This window comes from Streptacidiphilus alkalitolerans (genome assembly GCF_042511045.1).
GTDB lineage: Bacteria > Actinomycetota > Actinomycetes > Streptomycetales > Streptomycetaceae > Streptacidiphilus > Streptacidiphilus alkalitolerans.
Genome location: NZ_JBHEZX010000025.1, coordinates 42,695 through 56,452 on the forward strand (window position 1 = coordinate 42,695; position 13,758 = coordinate 56,452).

The following is a 13,758-nucleotide window of genomic DNA, read 5'->3' on the forward strand; positions in this document are numbered from 1 at the left end:
CAGCCGCTCATTCGATCGGCTGACGACGGGGCGTGGCTGCGGTGGCGGCAGGGCCGCGGTGAGCACGATGGGACCCATGTCACTCGTCGCCTCACTGATCCAGCGCCGCCGCCATCCGCTGCTGCGCCGCGCCGTCCAGGAAGCACTGGCCCTCTACGGGGTGGAGGTGCCCGCCGCCGTCGAGATCGGCACCGGGCTGAAGGTCTTCCACCGGGGCTTCGGCCTGGTGATGCACCCGTGGACCACGATCGGCGACGACGTCACCCTCTACAACGGGGTCACCCTCGGGCGGGCCGATCCCTGGGTGCCGCAGCAGCAGAGCCTGATGGAGCGGATCGTGGTCGAGGACGGGGCGGTGCTCTGCTCCGGCGCGAAGGTGCTGTGCAAGCAGGGGGTGCTGACCGTGGGGCGGGGCACCGTGGTCGGCGCCAACGCGGTGCTCACCCGGTCCACCGGCCCCTGGGAGATCTGGGCCGGAGCGCCCGCACGCCAGGTCGGCGTGCGGACTCCGGCGCTGCCTGCGCCGCAGAGTCCGCACGATCACCAGGATGCTCAGGACAGGGCGCGCTCCACGCTGCGGGCCACCTCGGTGGCCCGGGACGGCGGCAGCGGAAGGTCGTCGGGTCCGGTGACGTAGAAGGCGTCGACGGCGTCGGCGCCCAGGGTGGAGATCCTGGCCGTACGGACCCGGACGCCGGTGTCCTCCAGGGCCCGGCCGATCCGGTGCAGCAGCCCCGGCGCGTCATGGGCGCGGACCTCCAGCACGGTGGCGCTGGCCGAGCCGCCCTGGGCCACGCTGACCCGCGGCGGCGGGGCGGCGATGCCCCGGCGGCGCGGCGCCGCGGCGTCGCGTTCGGCCAGCCGGCGGGTGACGTCCATGCCGCCGTCCAGGGCCCGGCGGATGTCGGCGCGCAGCCTGGCCGCCTCCGGGACCTCGCCGTACTCGGCGGCGACCTGCCAGGTCAGGGCCAGGACCGGCCCCGCGCCGATCGGGTCGAGCTCGCGGATCGCGGCCGAACGGACCGTCAGCCGGTGCAGTGCCAGCACCCCGGCGACGGTGGGCAGCACCCCGGGGCGGTCCGGCAGGGCCAGGGTGAGGGTGACGCCCATCGGCTCGCTGCCGGGATCCGCCGGACGCTCGGCCTCGGCGTGGACGGAGAGCACCGGGCCGTTGGTCCTGGCCGCCTCCACCGCCAGCCGCTCCTCCTCCGCCGAGGGCTCGGGAGACACGGTCTCGGACGCTCCGTGCTCGCCGTCCAGGGCGGCGGCGGCGCGCTCGGCCAGGTCCGCGACCAGGGCGGCGCGCCAACTGCTCCAGGCGGCCGGTCCGGTGGCCAGCGCGTCGGCCTCGGTCAGCGCGTGCAGGAGTTCGAGCACCCCGGTACTGCCGACCACCGAGGTGATCGCGGCCACCGTGGCCGGGTCGTCCAGGTCCCGCCTGGTCGCCGTCTCCACCAGCAGCAGATGGTGCCTGACCAGCAGCGCCAGCGTCTCCACGTCCGGCTTGGCGAAGCCCAGCCGGACCGCGACGTCACGGGTGATCACCTCGCCGGCCTCGGAGTGGTCGCCCGGCCAGCCCTTGCCGATGTCGTGCAGCAGCGCGGCGATCAGCAGCAGGTCGGGGCGGGCCACCCGGCGGGTCATCGCGGCGGCCCGTACCGCCGTCTCCACCAGGTGCCGGTCGACGGTCCAGCGGTGCACCGCGTTGCGCTGCGGACGGCAGCGGACCCGGTCCCAGTCCGGCAGCATCCGGGCGATCAGCCCCTCGGACTCCAGCGCCTCCCACACCGTGACCGCGCTCTCGCCCGCACCGAGCAGGGTGATCAGCTGGTCCCTGGCCTCGTCCGGCCAGGGCACCGGCAGCGGCCGGGTCTCGGCGGCCAGGCGGCGGACGGTGGCCGGGGCCAGCGGCAGGTCGGCCTGGGCCGCCGCGGCGGCGGCCCGCAGCGGCAGCACCGGGTCGGCGGCCGGACGGGCGGCGTGGGCCAGCACCGCCTCGCCGTCCTGCTCGACCACGCCCTCGGCGAGCGGACTGCGGTCGGCGCCGCCCCTGGCCGCGGTGTTGCGGGTGGCGGTGCTCGACCCGAAGCCGAAGCGGACGGTGCGGCGGACCCGGCCGCCGCTGCGCGCCCGCAGCACCCGGTCCACCTCGCGCCAGGTGACGTCCGAGGCGTAGGCGACGGTGCGGGCCGCCTCGTACACCTGGCGCAGCAGGATGTCGGCGTCCAGGACGCCCAGCTCCAGCGCGACCTGGTCCTGCTCCTGCAGGCTGAGCCGGTCGGTGGCCCGTCCGGTGACCAGGTGCAGGGTGTCCCTGACGTCCCGCAGCCTGGCCCCCGCCTCGGCCAGGCCGGTGCGCGGGGCGTCGGCGATCCAGGACGCGGCGACGGCGTCCAGCGCGGTGAGGTCGCGCAGCCCGCCGCGGGCCTCCTTGAGGTCCGGCTCCAGCAGGAAGCCCAGCTCGCCGTGGCGCTCGGCCCGCTCCCGGCACATCTCATGGAGCTCGGGCAGGCGTTTGACGGCGTCGGCGCGCCAGTCGGCCAGGATCGCCGAGCGCAGGCCCGCGGTGAGGCCCGGGTCGCCGGCGATGTGCCGGGCGTCCAGCAGGCCGAGCTGGACCTTGAGGTCGTCGGCGGCGACCTTGCGGGCGGTGGAGAGGTCGCGGACCGAGTGGTCCAGTGCGATGCCGTTGTCCCAGACCGGGTACCAGAGCTGTTCGGCCAGGGCGGGGACGGCCCGGCCCTTGCCGCCGCCGACATGGCCGTCGTGCAGCAGCAGCAGGTCGAGGTCGCTGCGCGGCGAGAGCTCGCCGCGCCCGTAGCCGCCGACCGCCACCAGGGCGACGCCGGTGAGGCCGTCGGCGGCGGTGGAGAAGAGGCCCGCCAGCCAGCGGTCGGTCAGCTCGGCCAGGGCGGTGCGCCGGGCGGTGCCCACCCGGCCGTCCTCGCGCAGCAGGTGCAGCCGCTGGGCGGCGTACCCGGTGCCGCCAGGGACGCTGCCGGTGGGGGCCGGGTCGGTGGAGTCCTGGCCGGACGTTGCCTGCTGCCGATCCGTCAACGGTGCTCCCGAGGAGTGAAGAACGCCGGAAGGGGGAGCCGGGCTTCAGCCCGGCCCCCCCGCCCCTTGCGAGATGCCATTGTTGCCTGTACTGCCTGGTGTCACAGGTAACGATTACTACAGTGCGTCAGGTCCGCGCTCACCGGTGCGCACCCGGACGGTGGTTTCCACCGGGACGCTCCAGACCTTGCCGTCACCGATCTTGCCGGTACGGGCGGCCTTGACCAGCACGTCGATCAGGCCCTCCGCGTCGTCGTCCTCGACCAGGATCTCGACCCTGACCTTCGGCACCAGGTCGACGGTGTACTCCGCGCCCCGGTAGACCTCGGTGTGGCCGCGCTGCCGGCCGTAGCCGCTGGCCTCGGTGACGGTGAGTCCGTGGACGCCGAAGGCCTGCAGGGCCTCCTTCACGTCGTCCAGCCGGTGCGGCTTGATGACCGCGGTGATCAGCTTCATGCCTCAACCTTCGTTCCCGCGTCGGCCGAGTCGGCCTCCGTCGCCTCGTCCTCGGCGGGAGCGCCGACCGACACCAGGGCCTTCGACAGGGCCGCGCCCACCGCGCTGAAGTCGTAGGCCGACTCGGCGTGCTCCGCCTGGTCGATGCCGGCGACCTCGACGTCCTCGGAGACCCGGAAGCCCATCGTCTTGTCGATCGCCTTGCCGATGATGTAGGCGAGGACGAAGGAGTAGGCACCGACCACCGCGACGCCCAGGGCCTGACGGCCGAGCTGGGTGAAGCCGCCGCCGTAGAACAGGCCGGCGTAGGGGGAGCCGGCGTGGCCGGTGGAGAGCAGGCCGATCAGCAGGGCGCCGGTGGCGCCGCCGACCGCGTGCACGCCGACCACGTCGAGCGAGTCGTCGAAGCCGAAGCGGTACTTGAGGCTGACCGCCCAGGCGCAGAGCGCACCGGAGAACAGGCCGAGGCCGATCGAGCCGAGCGGGCTGATGAAGGCACAGGCCGGGGTGATCGCGACCAGGCCGGTGACGGCGCCGGAGGCGGCGCCCAGCGTGGTGAACGAGCCGTGCCGGATCTTCTCGTAGGCCAGCCAGCCGATCATGGCGGCAGCGGTGGCGATCTGGGTGTTCATGAAGGCGATGCCGGCCAGGCCGTTCGCCGCCAGGGCGGAGCCGGCGTTGAAGCCGAACCAGCCGAACCACAGCAGACCGGAGCCCAGCATCACCAGCGGGAGGCTGTGCGGACGCATCGGGTCCTTCTTGAACCCGACCCGCTTGCCGAGCACGAAGGCCAGGGCCAGACCCGCCATACCGGCGTTGAGGTGGACCGCGGTCCCACCCGCGAAGTCCAGCACGTGCATCCGGTCGCCGAGCCAGCCGCCCTGGCCGCCGTTGAAGTAGAACACCCAGTGCGCGACCGGGAAGTAGACGATGGTGACCCAGAGCGCGAGGAAGAGCGCCCAGGCCGAGAACTTGGCACGGTCGGCGATCGCGCCGCTGATGAGGGCCGGCGTGATGACGGCGAACATCAGCTGGAAGGCGGCGAACGCGAAGACCGGGATGGTTCCGCTCAGCTCGTTCATGCCGATGTTGCGCATGCCGAACATGTGCAGGTTGCCGATGAGGCCGTGGAACGAGTCCGTCCCGAAGCTGAGCGAGTAGCCGTACAGCACCCACAGGACCGTGACGATCCCGAGCGCGATGAAGCTCATGATCAGCATGTTGAGGGCGCTCTTCACCCTCACCATGCCGCCGTAGAAGAACGCAAGGCCCGGCGTCATCAACATGACCAGTGCCGCGCTTATGAGTACAAAAGCGGTGTCCCCGCCGCTGAAGCCGCTAGGCATTCGGCGTCTCCTCGAGTGTTGAGCTGCTCCGTCCTCCGGGTATCCGTCCCGTGCCCCCGGAGGCGTCAGCTATTGATGAGGAGATTGACGGAGGGCGGTTTCGGCCGATGCCTGACCATGTTTCGCGGCCGTGACGAAGCTGACAGCGGTGTTACGCGCAAGTGAACACTCGAACCGGAACGCATACGTACCGCTACCCTGACGCCCTGCGATGCCGTCGGGGCGAATAATGACCGACCGCGGAAACCGTCACGCAGACCTGGCATGGGGGAGCCGAGTGTGGAGGGTTTCCGCGGTCGGAGCAGGGATTTCCGGGGGCCTTCGCTGGCTGAAAAACGCTGTCCGCCGGTCGCCGCGGACCGCCGGTCAGACCGCCTGGTTGCGGGTGTACTCGGGAAGCTCCTGGCTGACCCGCTCGCGCAGCCGGGTCACCTCGGCCACGTCGCGGAACTCGCCCACCGCCGCCGCGGTGGTCTTGCGGACCCGGGTGTTGACCCGCTCCGAGCGGATCCTGATGGCGATGTCCACCGCCTGCTGGGCGGACGCCGCCGCCTCCTCCGGCTGCCGCTGCAGCAGGTGGACGCTGGCCATGCCGATCAGGTTGAGCGCGTAGGAGCGCTGGTGGTCCGGATCCTGGGCGAACAGCTCCACCGCCCGCTCCATCACCGGCTGCGCCTGCAGCGCGTACACGTCGCTGCGGCCCGCGTGGTAGCTGAGGTCGCGGTAGGAGTGGGCGTTCTCGGCGTTGAGCTCGGCCTCGGAGAAGAAGGTGATCCAGTCGGGCTCCTGGTCCACCGGGACGCTGATGTCCGAGAAGGAGTCCTCGGCCAGCCGGGCCGCCCGGTAGCACTTGTTGACCTCGCCGAGGTTGGCGTAGGCGCGGGCCTCCAGCGCGTGCATCAGCGCGCTGGTCCGGGCCGTGGCGGTGTCGCGGCTGCCGTACTGGGCCAGGTGCACCAGTTCCAGGGCGTCGTTGCTGCGGTTGAGGTGGATCATCTGCCGGCACATGTCGGAGAGGATCAGCGCGCCGAAGGGCCGGTCCCCCGCCTCCTTGGCGGCGTGCAGCGCGAGTACGTAGTACTTCTGCGCGCTGGGGTGCATCCCTATGTCGTAGGACATCCAGCCGGCCAGGTGCGCCAGTTGGGCGGTGGTCTGGAACAGCCGGCGGGTGACGTCGGCCGGGTAGGTCTCCTGCAGCAGGTCGCAGACCTCGTGCAGCTGGCCCACCACGGCCTTGCGGCGCAGGCCGCCGCCGTTCTGGGCGTCCCACTGGCGGAACATCCGCACGGTGGACTCCAGCAGAGCCAGCTCCGGCGGGGAGATCCGGCCGGTCGGCGCCCGGCCCGCGCGGGCGGCGGCGAGGGCCGGGGTCGGCAGTCCGCCCGGGGCCGGGGTGAGCCAGCGCTGCATGGGCTCGATCAGCGCGGACCCCGCGGTCAGTGCGAGCGAGGTGCCGAGGAAGCCGCGGCGGTTGAGCATCAGGTCGCTGCGGGAGTAGTCGGAGATCAACTGGACCGTCTGGCTGCCGTTCCAGGGGAGGTCCACCCCCGATCCCGGAGTCAGGTTGGGGACGGCCTTGAGCCCCAGGTCCTCGATGGTGACCAGCGAGCCGAAGCGCTCCGAGAGCAGGTCGGAGAGGATCTTCGGAATCGGTTCGCGCGGGCTCTCGCCGTCCAGCCAGCGACGCACCCGCGAGGTGTCGGTGCTGATGTGGCTGGCGCCGATCTGCCGGGCCCGCCGGTTGACCTGGCGCGCCAACTCGCCCTTGGACCAACCGCTTCTGACGAACCACGCCGTCAGTTGCTCGTTGGGTTGCTTCTCGCCCACCGGAACGCCCCCATCCCGAGCTTGCCCGCTACTGCACCGTGGATCGTCGGATCCGTACGACCCGTGATCTTTCGATCCGTCAGAGATCGTTGCCTGCAAGCCGGTTGCCTCTGGCATAACCGCCGAGACGCGACATCACCAGCCTGCGGAGCGAACGTAGCGCGCTTTCGGCCGTTCGGGGGAGTCAGCCCCCGGAAACGCCACCCTTCGCCACCCCTACGAGTGAACGTGAGGCTTCCTCGGCGCGCTTCACTGGATCTGGATACGACCTTCCCCTATCCATGACGCCCCGGCAACGGGTTCCGGAATTCCCATCAGATCGGGGGGCGTGGAGACGTCAATCACGCGCCCGGTCACAACTCCGCGCTCCTGGTCGCGCCCCGTGGCGTAACCATCGGTACTCAAATTCGGTTGGTGGTGAGTGGACTTGGACATCCTGTTCGGCAACCCGATCTTCAGCGGCCGGTCGCCCGGCCCGCGTGGGCGTGCCCGCGCCAGCCGGGGGCAGCAACGATCGGCCCAGACGGCTGCCGAGTACACCCGGCACTGGGGCTGGACGGTGGAACTGGACGGGTCCGAGCTGCGGCTGGTGACCGGGCTGGGCTTCGACGTGCTCGACGTGCCCGAGCCGGTCGGCTGCCGGGCGCTGGTCCGGCTGGAGCGGATGGGGGTCAGGCCCGGTCCTGTGCTGGCGGGGCCCGGCGGCCGGGCCCTGTTCCTGGTCGCCCCGCACACCGCGGAGACCCTGCCCGACCTGCTCTACAAGACCGGCTGGGACGACGCCCACCTCGACCTCGCCTGCCACGGCGCGGGCTCGTCCGTGCCCGCGCCGCCGACGCCGACGACCCGCTGGCTGCGCCGCCCCACCGCGGAGACCGCGGCCCGGCCGCCGGAGGCCCGGCTGCTGCTGGGGACCCTCGCCTACGCCTGCCACCGGGGTGTGGCCGAGCTGGTCGGACGGCACTGAACGGCAGGAGCCGCCCTCCCGGTCCGGGACGGCGGCTCCTCCGCCTTGCTCGTCGGCGACGGTCGGCTCAGCCGATCAGCGCGTCCACGAAGGCCGCCGGGTCGAACGGCGCCAGGTCGTCCGCGCCCTCCCCCAGGCCGATCAGCTTCACCGGGACGCCCAGCTGGCGCTGCACCGCGACCACGATGCCGCCCTTGGCGGTGCCGTCCAGCTTGGTCAGCACGATGCCGGTGATGTCCACGACCTCGGCGAAGACCTTCGCCTGCACCAGGCCGTTCTGGCCGGTGGTGGCGTCCAGGACCAGCAGCACCTCGTCCACCGGGCCGTGCTTCTCCACCACCCGCTTGACCTTGCCCAGCTCGTCCATCAGACCGGTCTTGGTGTGCAGCCGCCCGGCGGTGTCCACCAGCACGGTGTCCGCGCCCTCGGCGATGCCCTGCTTGACCGCGTCGAAGGCCACCGACGCCGGGTCGCCGCCCTCGGGGCCGCGCACGGTACGGGCGCCGACCCGCTCGCCCCAGGTCTGCAGCTGGTCCGCGGCGGCGGCGCGGAAGGTGTCGGCCGCGCCGAGCAGCACGGTCCGGCCGTCGGCGACCAGCACCCGGGCCAGCTTGCCGCTGGTGGTGGTCTTGCCGACGCCGTTGACGCCGACCACCAGCACCACCGCCGGGCGCGGCGGCTGCTCGTCCTCGTGCCGGGCGGTGTGCAGGGTGCGGTCCATGGTCGGGTCGACCAGGGTGGTCAGCTCCTCGCGGAGCAGGGTGCGCAGCTCGTCCGGTGAGCGGGTGCCGAGCACCTTCACCCGGGCCCGCAGCCGCTCGACCAGCTCCTGGGTCGGGGCCACGCCGACGTCCGCGACCAGCAGCACCTCCTCGATCTCCTCCCAGGTGTCCTCGTCGAGGTGGTCCCGGGAGAGCAGGGCGAGCAGGCCCTTGCCCATGGAGTTCTGCGAGCGCGACAGCCGTGAGCGCAGCCGGACCAGGCGTCCCGCGGTGGGCTCGGGGACGTCCAGCGGCGGCGGCCCAGCGACCGGCCCGGGCTCGGCCTGGACCACGGGTCCCGGCTCGGCGGAGGGCTCGGCGGAGGGCTGCCCGGACGGCTCGGCGGTGGGCGCCCCGACCTGCGGCGGGGCGGCCGGCGGCGGTGGCAGCTCCTTGCGGCGCCTGCCGGTGACGACGAGACCGGCGGCTGCTCCGATGAGGGCGACGGCGATGACTACGGCAATGATGATGTATTCCATGACGCCACCCAGTATCAGGGACAGGCGTGCGGGTACGGCAGAAGCCGCAGGAACCGGGGACTTTTGTCACTGAATAGACGCGTCCGACGGGCGGCCTACGCGCTGGACGGCTGAGCCGGCGCCGGGCCGGTGGGACCGGTCGGCTCCGCGGGGCCGGTCGGCTCGGCGGGGCCGGTGGGCTGGGCGGGCAGGATCCGGCGCGGGGGGCGGCGGGGCTCGTCCCGCAGCCGCTGGCTGATGACCTGGGAGATGCCGTCCCCGCGCATGGACACGCCGTAGAGGGCGTCGGCGCACTCCATGGTGAGTTTCTGATGGGTGATCACGATCAGCTGGGAGCTGTCCCGCAGCTCCTCCATGAGGCCGATCAGCCGCCGCAGGTTGGTCTCGTCCAGCGCCGCCTCGACCTCGTCCATGACGTAGAACGGGCTGGGGCGGGCCTTGAAGATGGACACCAGCAGCGCCACCGCGGTCAGCGAGCGCTCGCCGCCGGAGAGCAGCGACAGCCGCTTCACCTTCTTGCCCGGCGGCCGGGCCTCCACGTCGATGCCGGTGGTCAGCATGTTCTCCGGGTCGGTCAGCACCAGCCGGCCCTCGCCGCCCGGGAACAGCCGGGAGAAGACCCCTTCGAACTGGGCCGCGGTGTCGTGGTAGGCGGCGGTGAACACCTGCTCCACCCGCTCGTCCACCTCCTTGACCACGGTGAGCAGGTCGCGGCGGGTGTTCTTCAGGTCCTCCAGCTGCTCGCTGAGGAACTGGTGCCGCTCCTCCAGCGCCGCGAACTCCTCCAGCGCCAGCGGGTTGACCTTGCCGAGCTGGGTGTACGCCTTCTCGGCCGCCCGCAGCCGCTTCTCCTGCTCGGCGCGGTGGTACGGACGCGGGTCCGCCTCCGGCTCCTCGCCGTCGGCCGGGGCCGAGGGCGGGACCAGCTGGTCCGGGCCGTACTCGGCGAGCAGTCCGTCCGCCTCGATGCCGTGCTCCTCCAGCGCCCTGGCCTCCAACTGCTCGATCCGCAGCCGCTTCTCGGCGCGCAGCACCTCGTCGCGGTGGACCGAGTCGGTGAGCTGGTCCAGCTCCGTCTTGAGCGCGCGGCTGCGGGCGCGTTCGGCGGTCAGCTCGGTCTCCCGCTCGGCCCGGCCCTGTTCCGCGGACAGCTTCTCGTCGGCGGCGGCCCGCAGCGAGGAGTCCACGAACGCCAGCAGCTGCCGGCTGCCGTCGACGACGGCCGAGGCCACCTGCGCCTCCTGGCGCAGCCGCTGCTGCCGGGCGGCGGCACGGGCCCTGGCCTCGCGCTCGGCGCGGGCGCCCCGGTCCAGCGAGTCCGCGCGGCCGGCCAAGCCGCGCACCCGCTCCTCGTGGGTACGGACGGAGAGACGGGCCTCCATCTCGGTCTGCCGGGAGCGGGCGGCTTCCTCGTTCAGTCGGTCCCGGACGCCGGTGTCCGGTTCCTCGTCGGCGGGGACCTCCTCGGCGACCAGCAGCCGCTCGGAGAGCTCGGCGAGGTCGGCCTCGGCCTGCTCCCGGGCCGCCTCGGCCTTCGCCGCGGCGGCGGCCAGCCGGTCGGCCTCCTCGGTCGCCCCGCGGGCCTGGCCGCCGAGCCGGCCGAGCTGCTGGGCCACGGCGGACTTCTCCTTGTCGGCGGCCCGGCGCCGGGCGGCCAGCGCCTCGGCCTCGGCGGCCAGCGTGCCGCGCCGCGCGGTGGCCTGCTCCAGGCCCGCGGCCAGTTCCTCGCGCCGCCCGGCCAGCGCGTCCAGCGCCGCGTGCGCCTCGTCCACGGCCGCCTGGGTCTCCAGCAGGCTGGGCGCGGCGGCGGAGCCGCCGTAGACGAACCCGCTGCCCACCAGGTCGCCCTCGGCGGTCACCGCCGTCAGCTCGGGGTGCCCGGCGACCAGCGCCTCCGCCTCGGCGAGCGTCTCCACCAGCACATATCCGCCGAGCAGCTCCCGCAGCACTCGGACCAGACCGGCCGGCCCCGTCACCGCCGCCGCGGCGGCCCGGGCCGCGAGCGGGCCCTCGGCGGGGGCCGATGGTGACGCTCCGTCACCGACCCCCGCAGGGGCGGCCTCACCGACGGTGACCAGAAGGCCGGCCCGGCCGGCGTCCGTGGCGCGGAGGTGCTGGAGCGCGGCGACGGCCGCGGGCAGGCCGGTGACCGCGACGGCGTCGGCCGCGTGGCCGAGGGCCGCGGCGACGGCCGCCTCCGCGCCGGGGCGGACCCGGAGCAGCGAGGCCGCGGGCCCGAGCACCCCGTCGAGGCCGCCGCCCTCCCCCGCGGCCAGCACCGCGCCGGTCCCGTCCTTGCGGCGCAGCCCCAGCGCCAGCGCCTCCCGGCGGGCGGAGAGCCCGGCCCGCTCCCGCTCCACCGCCGCCAGTTCCTCCCGGGCCCGCGACTGCGCCTCCTCGGCCCCGGCCAGCGCCGTCCGCACCTCGCGGAGCTGCGCCTCCGCCTCCTCGTCCCCCGCCTCAAGGCCGTCGACCTGCGCCTTGAGCAGTTCGTACTCCTCGGTCGCGGCCTCCGCGCGCTCCCGCGCGCCGTCCCGTGCCTCGGCGAGCCGTCCGATCTCCTCGCCCGCGCCCACCGCGCGCGACCGCGCCGCCGCGACCTTGCCCTGGAGCCGGGCCAGCCCCTCCCGCCGGTCGGCGAGCGCCCGCGCCGCCGCGCGCAGCCGCTGCTCCTCGGCCGCGAGCGAGCGCTCCAGCTCCGCCCGCAGCTCCACCGTCTCGGCGAGCGCGTACTGCGCCTCCTCCAGGGCCTCCTTGAGCTCGGCCTCCTCCTCGCGGATCCGGGCCGCTTCGCGCTCCATCTCCTCCGGATCGCGTCCGCGCCGCTCCTCCGTGCCCGGATTCTGCGCGTGCCGGACCCGGGCCTCGGCCAGGCCGATGGTGCCGCGCACCCGCTCGGCCAGCGAGGACAGGGCGAACCAGGTCTGCTGGGCCTGCTCGACCCGCGGTCCGAGCTGGGCGACCTGCGCCTCCAGCACCGCTTCCCGCTGCTGCAGTGCGGTGAGCTCCTGCTCGACCCCGGCCCGGCGCAGCCGCAGCGCCATCTCGTCGGCGACCTCCTCCTCCACCGCTCGACGCAGCGTCACCAGGTCGTCGGCGAGCAGCCGCAGCCGGGCGTCGCGCAGGTCGGCCTGGATGGTGGCGGCCCTGCGGGCGATCTGGGCCTGCCGTCCCAGCGGCTTCAGCTGCCGCCGCAGCTCGTTGACCAGGTCCTGCACCCGGGTCAGGTTGGCCTGCATCGCGTCCAGCTTCCGCAGCGCCTTCTCCTTGCGCTTGCGGTGCTTGAGGACCCCGGCCGCCTCCTCGATGAACGCCCTGCGCCCCATCGGGTCGGCGTGCAGCACCGAGTCCAGCTGGCCCTGGCCGACGATGACGTGCATCTCGCGGCCGATGCCGGAGTCGGACAGCAGCTCCTGGATGTCGAGCAGCCGGCAGGTGTTCCCGTTGATCGCGTACTCGCTGCCGCCGTTGCGGAACATGGTCCGGGAGATGGTGACTTCGCTGTACTCGATCGGCAGCGCGCCGTCGCTGTTGTCGATGGTCAGCGCGACCTCGGCGCGGCCCAGCGGGGTGCGCCCGCTGGTCCCGGCGAAGATGACGTCCTCCATCTTGCCGCCGCGCAGCGACTTCACGCCCTGCTCGCCCATCACCCAGGACAGCGCGTCGACCACGTTGGACTTGCCCGAGCCGTTGGGTCCGACGACGCAGGTGATCCCGGGTTCGAAGCGCAGAGTGGTCGCGGACGCGAAGGATTTGAATCCGCGCAGCGTGAGGCTCTTGAGATGCACGCTTGGCACTCTATCCGGGCCCGCCGCCGGCACCGGTGGACCCGGCGCGCGGGTTTCACCTGCGGGGGGAGCGGGCATGCCAGGAACGAGGGGTTACCGGGCGGGGGTATGCGGGGTGACGCGAAAATGACGAAGGGACGCCACGGTGGGCGTCCCTTGCACTATCTCTGTGGCGATGCCGCCCGCCGGATCCGGGACAGTCCTCGGCTTGCGGACCGAGGACTGACAGAAGATCAGGAGTAGGCGGGTACCGGCTGGGGTACGTCGATGCTGCGAAGCAGCTGCTCGTGGTCAGCGACGGACGACAGCGCGTCGTTCTCGGCCTGCATCCGGGTGAGCTCGGATTCCAGGTCCTGGACTCGCTGCTGAAGACGTCGCATCTCGGAGAGCACGCGCGGGTCGGGGCCGCCGACGTAACCGAGAAGCGCCTTTGCCATGATGGATGGTCCTCCACGCTGAGTGACCGACCGTTTAAGGTGGGGTCGTGGTTGTGGTACGCACCCGGAGGGCAGTCATTGTCAGGCTTTTCGGGGCCGAACGCCTTGGACTGTACGTGCGAGTGCGCGGGCTTCCAGCGTCTCACCAAACGCGAAAAGGGTCAACACGATCACAGCGTGCAACCCTTCCCACAGCGCAGGGCAGCGGATTCGTCACGCTACGCGCTGTGGCGGTGGATCACCGCTCGGAGCGGAGTCAACCACGGTATGGCCGCGAGCGCAACCATATGACTGCGGCAAGGATCCGCCACGGTTCGGATGCGGATCGGCGGCGGCCGGCGCGCGGGTCGGCCGGGGTCAGCGGATGGCGAAGCCCTGGTAGCCGTCGTCCGGCGACCCGCCCCATATCTCGGTGACCCCGTCGACCCGGCCGGGCGTGTCGCCGTGCCGCAGCAGTTCCAGCAGGCGTTCGCACTGCTCCCGGCCGCCCACGGCCACCACCTGCACCCGTCCGTCGCCCAGATTGGACGCGTAGCCGAGCAGCCCGAGCTCAAGCGCCCGTGACCTGGTCCACCAGCGGAAGCCGACCTGCTGCACCGCACCGCGCACCCAGGCGGTCATCCGGACCTCGTCACCCATG

Annotated in this window: 10 protein-coding genes; 2 read left to right on the forward strand and 8 right to left on the reverse strand. The window is 73.0% G+C overall.

Features of this window, described 5'->3' with window-relative positions; translation table 11 throughout:
- Nucleotides 1-76: 76 nt before the first annotated feature.
- The gene (locus ACEZDG_RS35325) at nt 77-637 is read left to right on the forward strand and encodes a serine O-acetyltransferase (RefSeq protein ID WP_380518276.1); all 561 of its coding nucleotides are present in this window, start codon (nt 77-79) and stop codon (nt 635-637) included.
- On the opposite strand, the gene ACEZDG_RS35330 is transcribed toward ACEZDG_RS35325, so the two are convergent.
- The 4 genes from ACEZDG_RS35330 to nsdA form a co-directional block, all read right to left on the reverse strand.
- Nucleotides 553-3,057 carry a [protein-PII] uridylyltransferase gene (locus tag ACEZDG_RS35330; protein ID WP_380518278.1) on the reverse strand — a complete coding sequence of 835 codons (2,505 nt, stop codon included), beginning with the start codon at nt 3,055-3,057 and terminating at the stop codon, nt 553-555. The genes ACEZDG_RS35325 and ACEZDG_RS35330 overlap by 85 nt on opposite strands.
- 117 nt (nt 3,058-3,174) lie before the next feature.
- Nucleotides 3,175-3,513: a P-II family nitrogen regulator gene (locus ACEZDG_RS35335; RefSeq protein WP_380518281.1), complete on the reverse strand. Its 339-nt coding sequence runs from the start codon at nt 3,511-3,513 to the stop codon at nt 3,175-3,177.
- Nucleotides 3,510-4,859 carry an ammonium transporter gene (locus ACEZDG_RS35340; protein ID WP_380518284.1) on the reverse strand — a complete coding sequence of 450 codons (1,350 nt, stop codon included), beginning with the start codon at nt 4,857-4,859 and terminating at the stop codon, nt 3,510-3,512. The genes ACEZDG_RS35335 and ACEZDG_RS35340 overlap by 4 nt, the downstream gene beginning before the upstream one ends.
- A 366-nt stretch (nt 4,860-5,225) precedes the next feature.
- Nucleotides 5,226-6,686, reverse strand: a complete 1,461-nt coding sequence (gene nsdA, locus ACEZDG_RS35345; protein ID WP_380518287.1) for a transcriptional repressor NsdA — start codon at nt 6,684-6,686, stop codon at nt 5,226-5,228.
- A 427-nt stretch (nt 6,687-7,113) separates the two neighbouring features.
- Between nsdA and ACEZDG_RS35350 the strand changes: the two genes are divergently transcribed.
- Nucleotides 7,114-7,653 (forward strand): DNA primase, encoded by a 540-nt coding sequence (locus ACEZDG_RS35350; protein ID WP_380518290.1) that lies wholly within the window; start codon nt 7,114-7,116, stop codon nt 7,651-7,653.
- 67 nt (nt 7,654-7,720) lie between these two features.
- Here ACEZDG_RS35350 and ftsY read toward each other — a convergent pair whose 3' ends face one another.
- The 4 genes from ftsY to ACEZDG_RS35370 form a co-directional block, all read right to left on the reverse strand.
- The gene (gene ftsY / locus ACEZDG_RS35355; protein WP_380518294.1) at nt 7,721-8,893 is read right to left on the reverse strand and encodes a signal recognition particle-docking protein FtsY; all 1,173 of its coding nucleotides are present in this window, start codon (nt 8,891-8,893) and stop codon (nt 7,721-7,723) included.
- Between the two features lie 95 nt (nt 8,894-8,988).
- A complete protein-coding gene (gene smc, locus ACEZDG_RS35360) occupies nt 8,989-12,681 on the reverse strand; it encodes a chromosome segregation protein SMC (RefSeq protein ID WP_380518296.1) in 3,693 nt (1,230 codons plus the stop codon).
- A gap of 233 nt (nt 12,682-12,914) precedes the next feature.
- The gene (locus ACEZDG_RS35365) at nt 12,915-13,118 is read right to left on the reverse strand and encodes a hypothetical protein (RefSeq protein ID WP_380518298.1); all 204 of its coding nucleotides are present in this window, start codon (nt 13,116-13,118) and stop codon (nt 12,915-12,917) included.
- 357 nt (nt 13,119-13,475) lie between these two features.
- Entirely contained in the window at nt 13,476-13,757 is a 282-nt protein-coding gene (locus ACEZDG_RS35370) for an acylphosphatase (protein WP_380518301.1), read from the reverse strand.
- Between the last annotated feature and the right edge of the window lies 1 nt (nt 13,758).